The following is a 17,852-nucleotide window of genomic DNA, read 5'->3' as shown; positions in this document are numbered from 1 at the left end:
TTGCCAGTTCGGCAAAGATCTTTGCCACCACGACGGGCGGCGAGGCACCGTGGAGCCATGACAGACACCCTCTACGACGCCGTCATCGTGGGCGGCGGCACCGCCGGACTCAGTGCCGCGCAGATGCTCGGGCGCGCGCGCCGCCGCGTGCTCGTGATCGACGCCGGCGCTCCCCGCAACCGCTTCGCCGCGCACATGCACGGCGTACTCGGACACGACGGGCGCTCCCCCGCCGAGCTCCTGCGCATCGGCAGGGCCGAGGCGGAGGCGTACGGGGTCGAGTTCCTCGAGACGACCGTGACCTCAATCGACGACGCCGGCGACCACCTCACCGTGGCGCACGACGGCGGCATCCTCGCCGCGCGCGGCGCGGTCCTCACCACCGGCGTCGTCGACGACCTCCCCGACGTCCCGGGCCTGCGGGAGCAGTGGGGCCGCGGCGTGATCCACTGCCCGTACTGCCACGGTTACGAGGTCGCCGGGCGCCGCCTCGGCGTGCTCGCCACCTCGCCCGCGAGCCTGCACCAGATCGAGCTCGTCCGGCAGTGGAGCGATGACGTGACCGCGTTCACCGCGGGTCTCGGCGACGTCGACGACACGGTCGCCGCACGCCTGGCGGGGCGCGGCATCCGCCTCGTCGACAGCCCGGTCACGGAGCTCCGGACCGACGACGACGTGGTGACCGCAGCTCTCACGGCGGACGGCGCGGCGCACCCGATCGACGCGCTGTTCACCGCGCCGACGCCGCGCCTGCACCTGGACTATGCGGCGAACCTCGACCTCGCCGTATCCACCGAGCCCGGCGAAGGACTCCGCGTCGACATGCGCGGGGCGACGAGTCATCCGCGCGTGTTCGCCGCCGGCAACGTCGTGAGCCCGTTCGGCAACGTGCCGCTCTCGATGGGCCAGGGCTCGATGGCCGGCGCCGGTCTCAACGCGGCGCTCGTCATGGAGGACGCCGCTTCAGCGACCCTGCGCAGCTGAGGCCGCCGCGGCGGCGCGGGCCAGCCACGCCGGCGGTTCGCCGTACCGCTGGAACCGCACGAGCCTGCCCGCCGCGCAGTCCTCGACGAGCGTCGCGAGCCGGTCGATGCGGGTCTGCTCGCGCTTCGCGCTCTGCACCCAGTGCGCCACGGTCCTGCGATACGAGGGCGTGGCGGCATCCCAGAACGCTTGGGCGGCCGGGCTCGCGGCGAGGGATGCCGCCTGCTCGGGCGTGAGCTCGTTCCGCTGCTCGTGCGAGTAGACGCCCGACAGGTCGGGGGTCCGTCGCTCGAAGGCGGCGATTCCCGCGGGGTGCATCCGCCCCTCGGCCTGCAGCCGCTCGATGTGCGCGATGTTGACGGCGCTCCAGATCGACCGGGACTTCCGCGGCGTCCAGCGCTGGACGCGGGCGCCGTCGCCGATGCCGCGGCTGACGGAGTCGATCCAGCCGAAACGCAGCGCCTCGGGAACCGCGTCGGCCCACGTCAGACCCAACCGCGGATCGCCCTTCCGGTAGAAGACCGTCCACACCTCGACAGCCGTCTCGTGGTGGGCTTCGAGCCAGTCGCCGAACTCCGCCGCCGAGGCGAAGAAGATCGGGTCGGATGCCGGTTCCACCATGGTCGCGACGGTATCACCGGCATCCGACGCGCTCAGCGCAGCTGCAGGCTGTTCCACGCCCCGGGCTCGTCGAACTCGCCGTAGACGACTTCGGCTCCGCTCGCGGAGACGGACGCGGCGCAGACGAGGAGGGACAGCGTCGGGTAGCCGTGCGGGCGGTTGTCGCGGATGATGGCGCGGTCGTCGGTCGGTTCCAGTGCCGTGGTGCGCTCGAGCGCGCCGAGCCACTCCGCGATCCAGTCGTCGCCCGACGGTGCCGCGAACGCGTCGTGCCACGCGACGATGCGCGCCGTTTTCGGATCGTCGACGTCGTCGTGCGCGATCATGTGGACGCCGGGCGCCAGGTCGACTGCGCGCACCGACTCGCCGTCCCACATCGAGACGCGGGCGCGACCCAGCGTGACCGTCAGCAGGTTGAAGCCGTGCGTCGGCGGCACCTCGGGCAGCCCTCGCCCGGCCGCAGCGTCGAGCACGATGTGCCCGCGCGAGCCGGTCGCGAGCGAGTCGTCGATGAGGTCGGCCCGGTTGAGCACGACGGCGAGGCGGGATGCCGACGGGTCCGCCGCCAGCCATGCGCCGCCCGCGCGGGTGTCGCGCACGCCGATCACCCCGGGAAGGTCGGGCCACCACGGCCCGAGCGGATCCCACGCACGGGCGGGATCCTCGTCGCGGACGGCCAGCACGCGGATCGCCGCCGTGGCGTCCTCGGGAACGTGGACGATCACGGTGCACATCGTGGTGGCCTTTCGCGTCCGACCCCGTGGGAGGATCGGACCATGTTCGTCGTCGTGGGCGTCTCGGGCGGCATCGCCGCGTACAAAACGGTGCAGGTGGTCCGCGCACTGGTGACGAACGGGCACGAGGTGCACGTTGTTCCCACCGAGAACTCGCTGCGCTTCGTCGGGACCGCCACGTGGGAGGCGATCAGCCGCCATCCTGTCACGACGAGCGTGCACGACGACGTCGCCGAGGTCCGCCACGTCGCCCTCGGCACGCAGGCCGATCTCGTGATCGTCGCGCCGGCGACCGCGAACACGCTCGCCAAGATGGCCGCCGGCATCTCCGACAACCTCCTCGGCGTCACCCTCCTCGCCACGACCGCGCCCGTCGTCGTCGCACCCGCCATGCACACCGCCATGTGGGACCACGCCGCGACGCAGGCCAACATAGCGACCCTCCGTTCGCGCGGCGTGCACATCGTCGGCCCTGCGGACGGCCTGCTGACCGGCGGCGACAGCGGACCCGGGCGCATGGTCGAGCCCGACGAGATCGTCGCGGCTGCCCTCGCTGCCGCCGGAGCCCCGGCATCCGATCTCGCGGAGCTACGCGTCGCGGTGTCGACCGGCGGCACGCGCGAGCCCATCGACCCCGTCCGCTTCCTCGGCAACCGGTCCAGCGGAAAGCAGGGGGTGGCCGTCGCCCTCGCCGCCGCCGACCGCGGCGCGTACGTCCACCTCGTCGCGGCGCACGTCGACGACGGCGTGCTCGACAGGGCCCTCCACCACCCGCGGATCGCCGTCGAACGTGCCGTGACCGCCGTCGAGATGGATGCCGCGATGCGCGCCGCGAGCACCGAGGCCGACGTCGTCGTGATGGCCGCCGCGGTCGCCGACTTCTCGGTCCCCGAGGTCTCGGACGTCAAGATCCGCAAGGAGGACGGCACCGTCACCCTCGATCTCGTCGAGAACCCCGACGTCCTCATCGGACTCGTCCGGGCGCGCCATCCGGGTCAGACGATCGTCGGTTTCGCGGCCGAGACGGCCGCCGACGACGCGGAGCTCCGCGAACGCGGCATCCGCAAACGGGCGCGCAAGGGCGTCGATCTGCTCGCCGTGAACCGCGTCGGCTGGCAGGAGGGCTTCGAGACGGCCGAGAACCGCGTGCTCTTCGTCGACGCCACCGACGAGGTCGCGTCGCAGGCGTCGGGGACCAAGCGCGTCGTCGCCGACGCCCTGTGGGACGCGGTCCTGCGCCTGCGCTGACCCTCTCGCGCTCGCGCGGAAGGCTGACCCTCTCGCGCTCGCGCGGAAGATAGCGGCATCCGATTCGGTTCGGGCTCCGAATCATCTGTGTGCCGCAGATACACACTCCCCTTCTCGCGCCCGTCGACGGGCATCGCAACGTCACGGACCTCCTCGTCCAGCGTGCCGAGAAGGCTCCCCACCACGCCGCGTTCGACGTCGCCACCGGCGACGGCTCGTGGCGGCAGGTGTCCACCGTCCGATTCCTCGGCGAGGTCCGCCGGCTCGCGAAGGGCTTCATCGCCGCGGGTGTCGCCCCCGGCGACGCTCTCGCGATCATGGCCTCCACCCGCTACGAGTGGGCCGTCACCGACCTCGCCGCCTGGTTCGCCGGGGCCGTCGTCGTGCCCGTGTACGAGACGTCGTCGCCCGTCCAGGTCGCCGGCATCGTCGCCGACGCCGGCGTCGTGCTCGGCGTCGGCGGAACCGAAGCCCAGACCCGCCGCCTCGCCGACTCCTTCGCCGAGACCGGCGCGGGACGCCTGGGCGCCTACGCGATGGACCCGGCCGACCGGGTGGCCGGCGGCATCCGGACCCTCGACGATCTGCGCTCGCGGGCCGACGACGTGACGGATGCCGACCTCGAGCGCCACCGCACGGCGGCCGACCTCGACGCACCCGCGACCATCGTCTACACCTCCGGCACGACCGGGGAGCCCAAGGGAGCCGTGCTCACGCACCGGAACTTCCTCGGCCAGGTGCTCAACATCGCCGCGGCCTACGGCGAGGTCGTCCACGAGCAGGGCAACACGATCATCTTCCTTCCGCTCGCGCACGTCCTCGCGCGCGGACTGCAGCTCATCTGCCTCGCAAACGGCATGCGCATCGCGCATCTGAGCGACCCGAGCACGGTCGTCGAGACGCTGTCGGTCCTCCGGCCGACGTTCCTCGTCGTCGTCCCCCGCGTTCTGGAGCGCATCCAGGCAGCCGCCGCGCAGAAGGCGGATGCCGCGCACCTCGGCCGCGTGTGGCGCGCCGCTGTCGCGACCGCCGTCTCGGGCGGACGCGCGGCCGAGCAGCGCACGGACGGGCGGGCACCGGCATCCGTTCGTCAGCGCCTGTTCGAGACCCTGTTCTTCCGCCGCCTGCGCGCCGTGATGGGCGGACGGGTCGACTACATCCTCTCGGGCGGTGCGCGGCTCGACCCCGAGGTGTCGCTGTTCTTCCGCGGCATCGGGGTTCCCGTCATCGAGGGCTACGGCCTCACCGAGACGACCGCGCCGCTCACCGGCAACCTGCCCGGCGACATCCGTGCAGGCACGGTCGGTCGACCCCTCCCCGGCTCGACCGTCCGGATCGGCGACGACGGCGAGATCCTCGCGAAGGGGATCGGCGTCTTCCGCGGCTATCGCGACCCCGCGCACGACGCCGACGCCTTCGTCGACGGGTTCTTCCGCACCGGCGACCTCGGCCGCTTCGACGCCGAAGGGCGGCTCATCATCGACGGCCGGGTCAAGGACGTCATCGTCACCTCGACCGGCAAGACCGTCGTCCCCGCCCCGTGGGAGTTCGCCGTCGAGGCGGACCCGCTCGTCTCGCACGCCGTCATGGTCGGCGAGGGACGGTCGTACCTCACCGCGCTCATCGTCCTCGATCCCGACGAGGCCGCCCGCCAGGGCGATGCGCCCGCCGCCGGCCAACTGCGCGAGATCCCCGACGAAGGCCTGCGGGCGCGGATCCAGCGGAGCATCGACGCCGCGAACGCGCTCGTCTCACGCAGCGAGCAGGTGCGCCGCTTCACGGTCATCGCCGCCGACCTCGCCGACACCACCATCATCACGCCGACGCTCAAGATCAAGCGCCGCGTCCTCCTCGAGCGCGGCTCCGACGTCGTCGCCGCCCTCTACAGCTGACCTTCCCCCGCCTCGAAAGGCCACCATGTCTTCGCAGAACCGTTCCGCCGTCATCACCGTCGTCGTCGGGCTCGTCATCGGCGCGCTCGTCGCGCTCGCGGGCAGCCAGGGAGGCGCGACCGTCGGCGGCATCCCGGTCTTCGCCCTCGCCGTCGCCGCCGCGTTCGCCGTGCAGGTGCTCGTCTACATCCCGTCGGCGATCGCTCGCACCGAGCGCTTCTTCGACGCCACCGGCAGCGCGACGTTCATCCTGGTCACGCTCGGCGTCGCCCTCCTGTCGCCGTCGCCCGACGCCCGCTCGCTCGCCCTGGCGGCGATGGTGATCATCTGGGCGGCCCGCCTCGGCTCGTTCCTCTTCATCCGCATCCACCGCTCCGGCAGCGACGACCGCTTCGACGACATCAAGGTCCACCCGCTGTCGTTCCTGCGCGTCTGGATCATGCAGGGCCTCTGGGTCAGCATCACGGCCGCCGCGGCGTGGATCGCGATGGCGACCGAGCCCGCGGACCGCGTCTCGTTCGACGTGTTCGCCGGCATCGGCATCGTGATCTGGATCGTCGGCATGCTCATCGAGGTCGTCGCCGACCTGCAGAAGAACGCGTTCAAGGCGGACCCCGCCAACAAGGGCCGCTTCATCCGGACCGGGCTGTGGTCGCGCTCCCGCCACCCCAACTACTTCGGCGAGATCCTCGCGTGGGTCGGCGTCGCGATCGTCGCCGCACCGGTCTTCGAGGGCTGGCAGTGGATCGGCCTGCTCTCGCCCGTGTTCGTGATTCTGCTGCTGACCCGGGTGAGCGGCATCCCGCTTCTCGAGAAGAAGGCCGACAAGCGCTGGGGAGGCGACGCCGACTACGAGGCGTACAAGACTGCGACGCCGGTCCTCGTGCCCTCGCTCGGACGCGCGAAGGTCGCCGCGCACTGACGCAGGTCAGCCGGGCTCGCCTCAGCCGAGCCCGGCGACCTTCGGCGCGGGCGTGCCGTGCACGTGCTCGCCGAGGAAGCCGAACACCGTCTCGTACCAGACGACGGCGTGCTGCGGCTTCAGCACCCAATGGTTCTCATCGGGGAAGTACAGGAACCGGTGCACGGTCGACCCGTCGTCTTCGCCGAAGTGCTCGTTGAGCTCCGACCAGAGGCGCAGGCTCTCGCCGATCGGCACTCGGTAGTCGCGGTCGCCGTGGATCACGAGCAGCGGTGTGGAGATGTCCTTCACGTAGCGGTGCGGTGAGTTCTCCACCATCGCCTCGGGCGTGAAGATCTCCTGCCAGTACGACGAAGCGTCGGTCGTCCCGGCGAACTGATCGAGGGCCCACAGGCTCGCGTGGGTCACGATGGCGCGGAAGCGGTCGGTGTGACCGGCGACCCAGTTCGCCATGTACCCGCCGAACGAGCCGCCCATCGCGGCCGTCTTCGTCTCGTCGATATCCGCGCGGGCGACGACCTCGTCGGTGATCGACATGAGGTCGGTGTACGGCTTCTCGCCCCAGCTGTTCCAGCCCCGGGCGATGAACTCGAGGCCGTACCCGGTCGACAGTGCCGGGTCGGGCAGCAGCACGGCGTACCCGCGGGCGAGCGCGAGCTGCGGGCTCCAGCGCCAGCTCCACGCGTTCCAGCTATTCAGCGGCCCGCCGTGGATCCAGAGCAGGAGAGGTGCGGGGGATGCCGCATCCGCCCCCGCGGGCAGGAGCAACCAGCCGCGCACCCGGGCGCCGTCCTCGGCGGTCGTCTCGACCTCTGTCATCGTTCCGGCGGGCGTGGGCAGCGCAGCCGGCGTCGCGAGCGCGGTCACGGTGCCGTCGGGGTCGATGCGGACCGGATGCGGCGGCACCATCCACGACGAGCGGAGCGCCACGAGCGCGCCCGTCGCGCGGTCGACGGACACGTTCGAGTACGCGTGGTCGTCGCTCGTGAGCTGCACGGGAGCGCCGCCGTCGAGCGGCACGCGGAAGACGGGGCCTCGCCCGTCCTGGTCGGCGGTCACGATGAGCGCGGTGTCGTCGTGCGCGAACGCGATGCTGGTCGGCCAGCGGTCCCAGCCCTCCGCGATCCGGCGCGCCTCCGAGCCGTCGATGCCGGCGATCCAGAGCTCCTGATCGGCGGGGCCGGTCGGGTCCGAGAACGCCGCCCGCCCGTAGGCGATCGACCGGCCGTCGTGGCTGACCGCGGGCGACTCGAAGTACGTCGACCGCTCCTCGAACAGGGTCGTGTGTGCGCCCGAGGCGACGTCGATCGAGACGATCGCGAACCGCTCGGCGCGGCCCTGCGGGAAGCGCATCGCGGCGATGAGCGTGCGTCCATCGGGGGTGAGCGCCGTCCCGGCGGTGTCTGCCGTGCGGCCGGGGGCGGGCGTCAGGTCGCGCGGGCGCGGAAGCGACGCGGGATAGGGGGTCGTGGCATCCGGTTCGTCCTCCGCCGTGTCCGAAGCGGCGAGCGATCCGATCGTCTCGGCGAGCGCGTCGATGTCGAGCGAGAGCAGGTGCGGCTCGGCGGGTCCGAGGTCGTGGTCCCAGTAGCGGACCGGGTACGTCGTGTGCAGGATCGCGGAGAGCTTGCGCTTCTTCCGCTCGGCACGCAGCGTCGCGTCGGCCTCGAGCGTGTCCGCCGACGGCAGCAGGTCGGCGGCGAGGACGGCGACGGATGCCGCATCCGCGACGGCCGCGATGCCCGACACTCCCCCGGCCAGGCGCGTGATCGCTCGCGCATCGCCGCCGTTCGCGGGCAGCAGCCAGAGCTGCGCGGCCTCGTCCTCGCCGTCGCCCTCCGCATCGGGGCGGGCGCTCACGAACAGCAGGTCGCCGTCCGCGGTGAACGCGGCGCCCTGCTCGCCCTTCGCCGAGCGGGTCAGCCGACGGGGTGTGCCGCCACCGGTCGCCGGGACCTCCCACAGCGCCCGGTCGTATCCGGTCTTGTCCTTGTTCAGGGTCGCGACCGTGAGGACGGCGCGGGTGCCGTCGGGCGAGAGCGCGACGGCGTCGATGCGGGGCAGGGCGATGTAGTCCTCGAGCGAGGCGAAGGGGTTCTGCGGCATCCCTCCACGCTAACCGCGGACCCCGTCGCGGCGACAGGGCTGGTTCAGCGGAGCAGGTCGGCGCTCGAGCAGACGGTGGCGAACTCCCCGTCGAGGTTCGTCGCCGTGATCGCCGCGAGCGTCGCTGCGGTGACGACGGTGCCGTCGGGCGCCGTCCGGTCGAACGAGTGGGCGGCGTCGAGGGCGAAGTACACGTCGTAGCCGAGGTTGCCACCCACGCGGGCCGTCGTCTCGCAGCAGTGGTTCGTCGAGATGCCCGTGACGACGATCTGCGCGATCCCGTTCGCGCGCAGCCACGCGTCGAGGTCGGGCGTCCCGTGGAACGACGAGTTCACGCTCTTCGTGACGAGCAGATCCGGGATGCCGGTGACCTCCGGCTTGAGGTCGTTGCCCGGCTGGCCGGGTCGAAGCGGCGACACCGGCGACGTCGAGTCGTGCCGGACGAACACGACCGGCCAGCCGCGCTCACGCCACCGCTCGAGCAGTGCGGCGATGTTCGCCTCGCACTCGGGGTTGTCGCGCTCGCCCCAGTGCGCGGAGTCGTCGAAGCCGCGCTGCACGTCGATGACGACGAGCGCAGCACGGTCGAGGGTGAGGTGTCGCGGCGGGATCTGCACGAGTCGAGCCTGGCACGCGACTCTCCTGTGCGGCGGTCAGGGAGCGGCGGGATCCTGCCAGGCTTGGTGCTCGAGGCATCCGGTGTCAAGGGTGTCCTCGGACGTTGCGGCGTCGACGACCGTGGAGGGATGCCACGCCGCTCCACCTCTGCATCGTCCGCCCCCGATCGCGCCGAGGTCGAGCGCGTCGCCGCCGAGCGGTTCGGGCTGACGCATCTGCGACCGGCGCAGCTCGACGCGATCGAGGCCGCTGCCGGCGGGCGCGACGTGATGGTCGTCTGGGCGACCGGATCGGGCAAGTCCGCCGTCTACCAGGTGACCGCAGCGCTGCGGCCCGGCGTCACCGTCGTCGTGTCTCCGCTCATCGCGTTGCAGGAGGACCAGCTCGCCGGTCTCGCGCACGCCCCCGATGCGCCGAAGGCCGTGGCCCTCAACTCCGGGCGGGGCGAGAAGGCCCGCGCCGAGGCGTGGCGCCGCCTGCGCGAGGGCGAGGCGACCTACGTGCTCCTCGCACCCGAGCAACTGGCAGGCGACGAGGTCGTCGCCGAGCTCGCCACCCTCGACATCGCGCTCCTCGCCGTCGACGAGGCGCACTGCATCGCCTCGTGGGGGCACGACTTCCGTCCCGATTACCTCGGTCTCGGCGAGGTCGCCGAGCGGCTCGGGCGGCCACCGATCCTCGCGCTGACCGCGACGGCATCCACCCCCGTCCGCGAGGAGATCGCGTCCCGACTGGGCCTGAACGATCCGTCGATCCACATCGGCGACGTCGACCGGCCGTCGATCCGCCTCGGCGTCCGCCGCCACGGCGACGACCGCGAGAAGCGCGCCGCCGTCGTCGACGAGGTCGCCTCGCTGCCGGTTCCCGGGCTGCTCTACACGTCGACGCGACGCTCGGCGGAGCAGTACGCCGACGACCTGACCGAGCGCGGCAGGCGCGCCCGGGCGTACCACGCCGGGCTCCCGTCGAAGGAGCGGGCGGAGGTCCACCGGCAGTTCCTCTGCGACGAGCTCGACGTGGTCGTCGCGACGAGCGCGTTCGGCATGGGGATCGACAAGGAGAACGTGCGCTTCGTCATCCATGCCGACGTGCCCGAATCGATCGACGCCTACTTCCAAGAGCTCGGCCGCGCCGGCCGCGACGGCGACGAGGCCCACGGCACGCTGCACTACCGCGCCGAGGACCTCGCGCTGCGCCGCTACTTCGCGACGAAGAATCCGGATGCCGCCGAGATCCGCCGCCTTATGAGGGCGATGTCGACACGGGCGCGCCTGAAGTCCGCTCTCGCGACCGAGTCCGGACTGTCACCGCGGCGAGTCACGGGACTGCTGACGCTGCTGATCGACACCGGGTCGGCGCGCGCGTCGAAGTCCGGGGTGTCGCTGCGACGGAACCTCGACGAGCGAGCGGCCGTGAAAGCGGCGCTCGAGCGGGTCGATGAACGCGAGCGGATCGAGCGCTCCCGCATCGAGACGATGCGGGAGTACGCCGAGACGCGGCGGTGCCGGCGGCAGGTGTTGCTCGGCTACTTCGGGCAGGACCTCGACGAGCCGTGCGGCAACTGCGACACCTGCGCGGCGGGGGCAGCCGACGCCGTTCGGGCCCCGGCATCCGTCTCAGAATCGGCATTCGAGATCGACGAGAAGGTGTCGCACCGCGAATGGGGCGCCGGCACCGTCGTCTCGATCGACGACGACCGCATGCGGGTGTTCTTCGACAGCGAGGGCTACAAGGTGCTCTCGCTCGAGATCGTCGAACGAGAGCACCTGCTCAACGCCGGCTGACGGGCCGAGTGCAGGTCCAGAGGTAGTTTGGGGCCGCCACGGCCGCCGTTTCGCACGCTGAACCTGCATCGGGCACGGCGACCGAGCCCCAGGGCCGAACGCCCCTCAGACCTCGATGCCGACGGCGGTCGAGCAGCGGGCGAGCTCGTCGGCCGACAGCTCGAGGTTGCGCGCCTGGAACGAGTCGGTGATGGATGCCGGGCGGCTCGCCCCGGGGATGGGGATGACGGTCTCGCCGAGCGACAGCTCCCAGGCGAGGACGACCTGCTGGGGGCTCACGCCGTGCGCCTGGCCGATCTCGGCGAACACCGTGAACCGCTCCCCGATCGAGCCGGCGCCGCCGATGCCGCCGAGCGGGCTCCACGGCAGGAAGGCGATGCCGTTCTCGACGCAGTACCGGAGTTCGCCGTAGCTGCCGGGATGCCGCGGGGAGAACTCGTTCTGCACGCTCGTGAGGTTCCCCTCACCGAGGACCTCCTGTGCGATCTGGATCTCCTCGACGCTGGCGTTCGAGATGCCGACCGTGCGGACGAGTCCCTCGTTCTGCAGCGTCTTGAGGTTCTGCATGACCTCGCCGTAGACCATCCAGCGGTCGGGGCGGTGGTACTGGTACAGGTCGATCACCTCGACCTGCAGGTTCTTCAGCGACTTCTGGACGGCGCTGCGGAGGTAGCCGAGCGATCCGTCGCGACCGAAGTCCTTCTCGGCCGTCCGGGTGATGCCGCCCTTCGTGGCGACGACGATCGACGACCGGTCGCCGTCCCAGCCGGCGAGCGCGTCGGCGACGATCCGCTCGTTGTGGCCCATCTCGTCCCAGCTGGGGGCGTAGATGTCGGCTGTGTCGATGAGCGTCACGCCCGCGTCGAGCGCCGCGCGCACCGTCGCGACGGCGTCGTCGTGCGAGGGCAGGCCGTTGCCGTTCATCGACACCGGCATCGCGCCGAGTCCGATGGCCGAGACGGTGAACGGTCCGAGTGTGCGCTGCGACATGAGTCTCCTTCGACGGGGTGGGGTGCGGCATCCACCCTGCCAGTCGACACCGCCCGGCGCGACGACCCTTGACAGATCAGCCCGCGGTCAGCTGCTCCCGCACCTGTCGGCGCAGCACCTTGCCGATCTGCGAGCGCGGCAGATCGTCGAGTTGCACGACCTTGCGGGGCACCTTGTAGGCGGCGAGGTGCGAGCGGGCGAAGTCCTTGAGGGCGGATGCCTCGAACGCCGTCCCCGGCTTCATGACGACGGCCGCGACCACGTCCTCGCCGCCGGTGGCCCGTGGGACGCCCACGACCGCGGCGGACTCGACGTCGGGGTGCAGGGTCAGGACCTGCTCGACCTCGCTCGGGCTGACGTTGAACCCGCCCGTGATGATGAGCTCCTTGACGCGGTCGACGACGGTGACGAAGCCGTCCTCCGAGACGGTGACGATGTCGCCGGTGCGCAGCCATCCGCCGTCGAGGAGGACCGCGGCGGTCTCCTCGGGGCGGCGCCAGTAGCCCTGGAACACCTGCGGCCCGCGGATGAGGAGCTCGCCCGCCTCACCGGCGGGACGGTCGACGTTCGGGTCGTCGGGGTCGACCACCCGGATGTCCGTGCTGGGGAACGGCACGCCGACGGTGCCCGGGCGGCGCGTCGGGCCGATCGGGTTGCCGAGGGCGACCGGCGAGGTCTCGGTCATGCCGTAGCCCTCGACGAGCAGGCCGCCCGTGACCTCCTCCCACCGGGTCACGGTGGGGACCGGGAGGCTCATGGCACCCGAGATCGCGAAGCGGATCGTCGAGAGGTCGACGCCCTTGCGGGTGCTGGCCCGCGACAGCGCGTCGTAGATCGGCGGAACACCCGGCAGGAACGTCGGCGGCGACTTCTTCAACGCGCCCACGACGAGGTCGACGTCGAACTTGGGGAACAGCACGATCCGTGCCCCGATCGACACCGCGAAGGTGAGGCAGAGGGTCAGCCCGTAGGCGTGGAACATCGGGAGGACGGCGTAGAACGTCTCTTCGCCCTCGGTCAGCCCCGGCACCCACGCGCGCCCCTGCTCCGCGTTCGAGCGGAGGTTCCGGTGCGAGAGGACGGCGGCCTTCGGCATCCCGGTCGTCCCGCTCGTGAGCTGCAGGAGCGCGGTGTCGTCGAGGACGGGCCGCGCGTACTTGCGGGGCAGCCGGCGGGCGTTCGTGAACTGCGACCACCGGATGATCCCCCGCGCGGTCGGCTTCGAGGTCAGCGCCTCGCGTCGCTCGCGGAGGGCGGGGACGGGCAGGCGCAGGGCGGTGCGCGATGCCCAGGGCAGGGCGTCGGTCATGTCGACGGCGACGATCGCGGCGGGCGCGATGTCGCTCGGGAACTCGGCGACCATGTCGGCGATCTTGTCCCAGACGATCGCGACGACGGCCTCGTGCACCTCGAACTGGTGCCGCAGCTCACGGGCCGTGTAGGTCGGGTTGTGCTCGACGACGATCGCGCCGATGCGCAGAGCGGCGTAGAACGCGACGATGTGCTGCGGGCAGTTCGGGAGGACGAGCGCGACGCGGTCGCCGGCGCTGACGCCGAGCTTGCGCAGGGCGTTCGCCGCGCGCGAGACCTGCTCGCCGAGTTCGGCGTAGGTGGTTTCAGCGCCGAAGAACTCGGTCGCGACCTTCGACCCGTAGCGCACGACCGAGTGGTCGAGCAGGTCGACGAGCGTCTCGTCGACGGGGTCGATGTCTGCGGGGACGCCGGGCGCGTAAGCGGCCAGCCAGGGGCGTTCCTGCAGATCGGATGCCGGCGGTGTCGAAGTCATCGTCGTGTGTCCTCCTCGGTGTTCCGCCAGCGTAGGGCGGTTTTTCGATGCGTCTGCTGTGCGTCCGCTACGCGCGTTCGAATCCGGCGAGCCCCGCGGCGAACACCCGGATGACATCGTCGACGTGGTCGTCGTCTCCGGTCGCGAGCCACCACGCGGCGAGTCCCTCGGCCGCCGCATGCAGGGCGGCCACGAGCGTCGCCGTCGGCGCGGTCAGCACACCGCCCCGGGACGCCATCCACGCCTCGACGAGCCGCTCGATCTCCCCGCGGACAGCCTCGGTCTCGGCGCGCGCGGCACCGGCGAGCGCCTCCGATGAGCGGGCCATCGCGGTGAGTTCGGCGAGACGTTCGTGACGCGCGCGCTCGCGACGCAGCTCGGCGACGAAGGTGTGGAGCGCCGCAGCGACGGCATCGCCGAGGGGGAGCGGTGCGAGCGGCTCGGCCCACAGCCGGCGCGTCAGCAGCCCGGACTCCCGCTCGAGCAGGGCGGTTACGAGATCGGCCTTCGACCCGAAGGCGTAGCTCACGACGCGATGGGCGACGCCCGCTCGCTGCGCGACGCTGCGGAGCGACAGCGCGGCGACCCCGTCGTGCACCATGACCTCGACCGCGGCGTCGAGCAGCTGGCGACGGCGATCGTCGACGTCGAGATAGGTCCGGCGAGGTGACGGGTCGTTCACAGTGATCTCCGAGCGTGCGGCGCGTGGTGGCATCCATTCTAGTTTTATCCACTCGGACCAATTGAGGAGATCTCATGATCAGCGTGACCCCCGCCCGCGCCACCGACCTCGCTCCCGCCGCCACGATCCTCGCCGAAGCGTTCGCGCAGGACCCCGTCATGGCGGCCGTCGTGCCGGGCACGCGGCGTCGGCACGAACGGCTCACCGATCTGTTCCACGGCCTGCTCGCCAGTGGGCCGTACGCGACGGGCACGGTCGATCTCGCGCGCGATGCGGACGGCACGATCCTCGGCGTCGCCGCGTGGGAGGGGCCGCACGCCGAGCGGGGGGCGCTCGCACGCCAGGCGTCGGAGCTCCCCCGCTTCGCGCGGGCGCTCGGCTGGCTCGGGATGCCGCGGGCCCTGTCCCTGCTCTCGCGCCTCGCGCGCCACCGTCCGCGCGCCCCGCACTGGTACCTCGCCGAGATCGGGGTGAGCGCCGCGGCGCGCGGCAGAGGTGTGGGCAGGGCGCTGCTGTCGGCGCAGCTCGACACCCTCGACACCACCCGACAGACCGCGTACCTCGAATCCTCCACTCCCGACAACCGTCGCCTCTACCGACGCCTCGGGTTCGAGGAGCTCAGCCCGATCGAGGGCGTGCCGGGGGCGCGGCCGGTCGCGATGCTGAGGCTGCCCGCCGCGCGATAGCGTGCTGGCATGGACCGATCGGGCGATGATCAGTGGCGTCCGCTCGTGGCCGCGCTCGCGAACGACCGCGTTCGCGAGGCGTTCGCCCGGCTGACACTCGGGGCCACTGCGGACGACGCCCTCGAGGGCCTGTCGCCGTCGCGTCGGCGCCACGTGGTCGAGACGCTGCAGCGCGCCGGGCTGCTCACGGATGACCTGCGGGCGGACGGCGGGGCGTTCGCCCGCGTCCTGGCCGCCGCGCCTTCCGCGCCGAGGCCGACGGGCATCGCGCGCTACCTCTCACCTGACGGACGTTTGATCGGGTATCCGTCGAATCCGGACGAACGCCGCGAACTCCTGATTCTCCTCGCCGCCCGCATCCTCGCCCCCGGCGAGGTCCTGGACGAGCGCGGGATCAACGAGCGGCTCGAAGCCCTCACCGACGACGTCGCCGCCCTCCGGCGGCACCTCGTCGACCACGACCTCGTCGAACGCACGCGGTCGGGTAACGAGTACGCGCTGGTCGTCGACCCGTCCTCATAGGAGACGCTCTGCCGGCGCCGTCAACCGCTATGCGGACGGCCGCCTCCGGGTGTGCACTGGTGCGGTGAACTCGCTCCCGTTCTGGCTGGTCGTCGTCGTCTTCGTCGCAGCCGCCGCCGTCGTCTGGGTCGCCGGCATCCAACTCTCGAAGACCACCGACGTGCTCGACGCGCGCTGGCACATCGGCAGCGCCTTCGGCGGGCTGATCATCCTCGCCGTCGCGACGAACCTGCCCGAGATCGCCATCACGGTCAGCGCCGCCGCGGCGGGCAACCTCGGGGTGGCGGTCGGCAACATCCTCGGTGGCATCGCACTGCAGACCGTCGTCCTCGTCGTGCTCGACGCGTTCGGCCGCCGGGGCCGCGGGGTGAAGCCGTTGACCTACCGCGCGGCATCCCTCGTGCTGGTCCTCGAAGGGCTCGTCGTGGTGGCCGTGCTCGCGGCCGTCGTGGCCGGCAGCCAGCTGCCGGAAGGACTCGTCGCCCTGCGCCTCACGCCGGACGTCGTCCTCATCACCGCGCTCTGGATCGCGGGCCTGTTGCTCGTGCAGCGCGCCGGTCGCCACCTGCCCTGGAGCGGCAGCGGAACCGCCGACGATGCGTCGCCGCACACCCCCGGACACCGCCGCTCGAAGCCGCAGCACCCCCACAAGAGCCGGCCGACATGGCTGGTCGTCACGATCTTCCTGGTCGCCGCCGCGGCGACGCTCGGCGCCGGTGTCGTCCTCGAGCGCGCCGGCGACGCCATCGCCGAGGACATCGGGCTCTCGGGCGTCCTGTTCGGCGCCACGTTCCTCGCCCTCGCGACCTCGCTCCCCGAGATCTCCACGGGCCTGCAGGCGATCCGGCAGGGCGACGACAACCTCGCGATGAGCGACATCTTCGGGGGCAACGCGTTCCTTCCGGTGCTCTTCCTCGTCGCGACCGTCATCTCGGGCCAGGCCGTCCTGCCGCGCGCGGGCGCGACGGACATCTACCTCACCGCCCTCGCTGCCCTGCTGACCCTGGTCTACGTGGTCGGGCTCATCTTCCGTCCTTCGCGGCGGATACTGGGGATGGGCGTCGATTCGCTGACGGTCCTCGTGCTCTACGCGGTGGGGGTCGCGGGCCTTTTCGCGGTCGCCTCCGGCTGAGTCCGCCCGGTCAGTCGTACGACGCGAACACGCGCCGCTCGACGCCGTCGAGGCGCATCGTCCCGCCGTACGGCACGATCCACTGCGGACGCGTGTGCCCGAAGGGGACGCCGACGCAGACGACGGCGTCGGGGTTGTAGCGGGCGACGAGCCCGGTGACCACCTCACGCTGCGCCTCACGGCGCGCGCGGCGGGTCTCGGCATCCGGTTCGTCGCCGAATGAGCTGACCGGCGGCCGCGCGACGACGACGCCCGCGACGACGCCGAGCACGCCGTGCTCGCCCAGTGCGCGGACCCAGCGCGCGACGAGGCGGGGCGAGGGCAGTTCCTCACTCGTCTCCAGCAGGAGGATGCCACCGCGGAGGTCCTCGAGCTCCGGCATCCGTCCCGCCAGGCCGATCTCGTCGAGCACGTCGAGGCACCCGCCCCAGGTGCGGCCCTCGACGACCCGCGCCGGCCCGGACCACGTCCACGGCTCGGTCGGGACGCGGTCGCCGTACGAGATCAGCGCCCGCGGGTCGAGCCAGTCCACACCGGTGTCCTCGGATTCGCCCGGTTCGGTCAGCTCGAGCTCGCCGCCGTCGAACAGCGCGGCGCGCAGCGACTGGAGATGGATGCCGTCGAGCCCCGGCCCCGCGCCGATGTGCACCTGCGTCGACCCGCCGTAGAAGCCGGGCACGCCCGCCTGCCAGAGGGCGTTCAGCAGGTGCGTGTTGTCGCTGTACCCGACGAACGGCTTCGGGTCGGCGAGCGCACCCGCGAGGTCGACATGCGGCACGACCGTGATCTGGTCGTCCCCGCCGATGCTCGCGAAGACGGCACGGACGTCGGATGCCGCGAGCGCGGCCTCGACGTCGGTGGCGCGGGCGCGCGGGTCGGCCCCCAGCATCCGCGTCGTCGGATATTCGACCGGCTCGAGCCCGAGTTCGTCGCGGATGCGGCGGAGCGCCTGCTCGTGCACCGCGGGGGCGAAGCCGGGGGCCGCGAACGACCGCGAGAGCACGGCGACGCGGTCGCCGGGGCGGAGCTTCGAAAGGGTTCGGAATGAGCGGGGCACGCCCTCATCGTGGCATCCGAGGACCGTCACGCGCTGTTCACCGGTGATTCACCCCGTCGCAGGAACGCCGACGGATCCTGGAACGGAT

General features: G+C 72.0%; 16 protein-coding genes. 8 read left to right on the top strand and 8 right to left on the bottom strand.

Annotated elements, in window-relative coordinates:
- The first annotated feature begins 57 nt into the window (after positions 1-57).
- Positions 58-984, top strand: a complete 927-nt coding sequence (locus tag H286_RS0109700; protein WP_018185483.1) for an NAD(P)/FAD-dependent oxidoreductase — start codon at positions 58-60, stop codon at positions 982-984.
- Here H286_RS0109700 and H286_RS0109695 read toward each other — a convergent pair.
- A complete protein-coding gene (locus tag H286_RS0109695; RefSeq protein WP_231370930.1) occupies positions 964-1,662 on the bottom strand; it encodes a YdeI/OmpD-associated family protein in 699 nt (232 codons plus the stop codon). The two genes, H286_RS0109700 and H286_RS0109695, sit on opposite strands and share 21 nt — an antisense overlap.
- A complete protein-coding gene (locus H286_RS0109690; RefSeq protein WP_028497469.1) occupies positions 1,638-2,339 on the bottom strand; it encodes an NRDE family protein in 702 nt (233 codons plus the stop codon). The genes H286_RS0109695 and H286_RS0109690 overlap by 25 nt, the downstream gene beginning before the upstream one ends.
- 42 nt (positions 2,340-2,381) lie before the next feature.
- Between H286_RS0109690 and coaBC the strand changes: the two genes are divergently transcribed.
- The 3 genes from coaBC to H286_RS0109675 all read left to right on the top strand — a co-directional run bounded on the left by coaBC (position 2,382) and on the right by H286_RS0109675 (position 6,401).
- Positions 2,382-3,587 (top strand): bifunctional phosphopantothenoylcysteine decarboxylase/phosphopantothenate--cysteine ligase CoaBC, encoded by a 1,206-nt coding sequence (gene coaBC, locus H286_RS0109685; protein ID WP_020098000.1) that lies wholly within the window; start codon positions 2,382-2,384, stop codon positions 3,585-3,587.
- A gap of 89 nt (positions 3,588-3,676) precedes the next feature.
- Positions 3,677-5,479, top strand: a complete 1,803-nt coding sequence (locus H286_RS0109680; RefSeq protein WP_020097999.1) for an AMP-dependent synthetase/ligase — start codon at positions 3,677-3,679, stop codon at positions 5,477-5,479.
- Positions 5,480-5,504: 25 nt separating this feature from the next.
- Entirely contained in the window at positions 5,505-6,401 is an 897-nt protein-coding gene (locus H286_RS0109675) for a DUF1295 domain-containing protein (RefSeq protein ID WP_020097998.1), read from the top strand.
- 21 nt (positions 6,402-6,422) lie between these two features.
- Here H286_RS0109675 and H286_RS0109670 read toward each other — a convergent pair whose 3' ends face one another.
- A complete protein-coding gene (locus tag H286_RS0109670) occupies positions 6,423-8,507 on the bottom strand; it encodes a S9 family peptidase (protein ID WP_020097997.1) in 2,085 nt (694 codons plus the stop codon).
- 44 nt (positions 8,508-8,551) lie between these two features.
- Positions 8,552-9,124: a cysteine hydrolase family protein gene (locus tag H286_RS0109665; RefSeq protein ID WP_020097996.1), complete on the bottom strand. Its 573-nt coding sequence runs from the start codon at positions 9,122-9,124 to the stop codon at positions 8,552-8,554.
- 129 nt (positions 9,125-9,253) lie between these two features.
- Between H286_RS0109665 and H286_RS0109660 the strand changes: the two genes are divergently transcribed.
- On the top strand, positions 9,254-10,909 hold the full coding sequence (locus H286_RS0109660; RefSeq protein WP_231370929.1) for a RecQ family ATP-dependent DNA helicase: 1,656 nt from the start codon (positions 9,254-9,256) through the stop codon (positions 10,907-10,909).
- A 105-nt stretch (positions 10,910-11,014) separates the two neighbouring features.
- Here H286_RS0109660 and H286_RS0109655 read toward each other — a convergent pair whose 3' ends face one another.
- The 3 genes from H286_RS0109655 to H286_RS0109645 all read right to left on the bottom strand — a co-directional run bounded on the left by H286_RS0109655 (position 11,015) and on the right by H286_RS0109645 (position 14,367).
- Complete coding sequence (locus tag H286_RS0109655) at positions 11,015-11,899, bottom strand: aldo/keto reductase (protein WP_020097994.1); 885 nt, start codon at positions 11,897-11,899, stop codon at positions 11,015-11,017.
- A 76-nt stretch (positions 11,900-11,975) separates the two neighbouring features.
- Positions 11,976-13,685 (bottom strand): long-chain-fatty-acid--CoA ligase, encoded by a 1,710-nt coding sequence (locus H286_RS0109650; RefSeq protein ID WP_020097993.1) that lies wholly within the window; start codon positions 13,683-13,685, stop codon positions 11,976-11,978.
- 67 nt (positions 13,686-13,752) lie between these two features.
- Positions 13,753-14,367 (bottom strand): TetR/AcrR family transcriptional regulator, encoded by a 615-nt coding sequence (locus tag H286_RS0109645; protein ID WP_020097992.1) that lies wholly within the window; start codon positions 14,365-14,367, stop codon positions 13,753-13,755.
- A gap of 74 nt (positions 14,368-14,441) precedes the next feature.
- Between H286_RS0109645 and H286_RS0109640 the strand changes: the two genes are divergently transcribed.
- From H286_RS0109640 to H286_RS0109630, 3 genes are all read left to right on the top strand, one after another.
- Positions 14,442-15,053, top strand: coding sequence for a GNAT family N-acetyltransferase (locus H286_RS0109640; protein WP_020097991.1), 612 nt, complete (start codon positions 14,442-14,444; stop codon positions 15,051-15,053).
- Positions 15,054-15,062: 9 nt separating this feature from the next.
- The gene (locus H286_RS0109635) at positions 15,063-15,575 is read left to right on the top strand and encodes a DUF2087 domain-containing protein (RefSeq protein ID WP_020097990.1); all 513 of its coding nucleotides are present in this window, start codon (positions 15,063-15,065) and stop codon (positions 15,573-15,575) included.
- Between the two features lie 64 nt (positions 15,576-15,639).
- Positions 15,640-16,707, top strand: coding sequence for a sodium:calcium antiporter (locus H286_RS0109630; protein WP_020097989.1), 1,068 nt, complete (start codon positions 15,640-15,642; stop codon positions 16,705-16,707).
- A gap of 10 nt (positions 16,708-16,717) precedes the next feature.
- On the opposite strand, the gene H286_RS0109625 is transcribed toward H286_RS0109630, so the two are convergent.
- The gene (locus tag H286_RS0109625; RefSeq protein WP_020097988.1) at positions 16,718-17,764 is read right to left on the bottom strand and encodes an LD-carboxypeptidase; all 1,047 of its coding nucleotides are present in this window, start codon (positions 17,762-17,764) and stop codon (positions 16,718-16,720) included.
- Positions 17,765-17,852: the final 88 nt, after the last annotated feature.

The sequence above is a fragment of the Microbacterium sp. 11MF genome (assembly GCF_000383475.1).
GTDB lineage: Bacteria > Actinomycetota > Actinomycetes > Actinomycetales > Microbacteriaceae > Microbacterium > Microbacterium aquilitoris.
The sequence above is the reverse complement of the archived record's forward strand: the minus strand, read 5'-3'. Positions and strand labels throughout refer to the sequence as shown.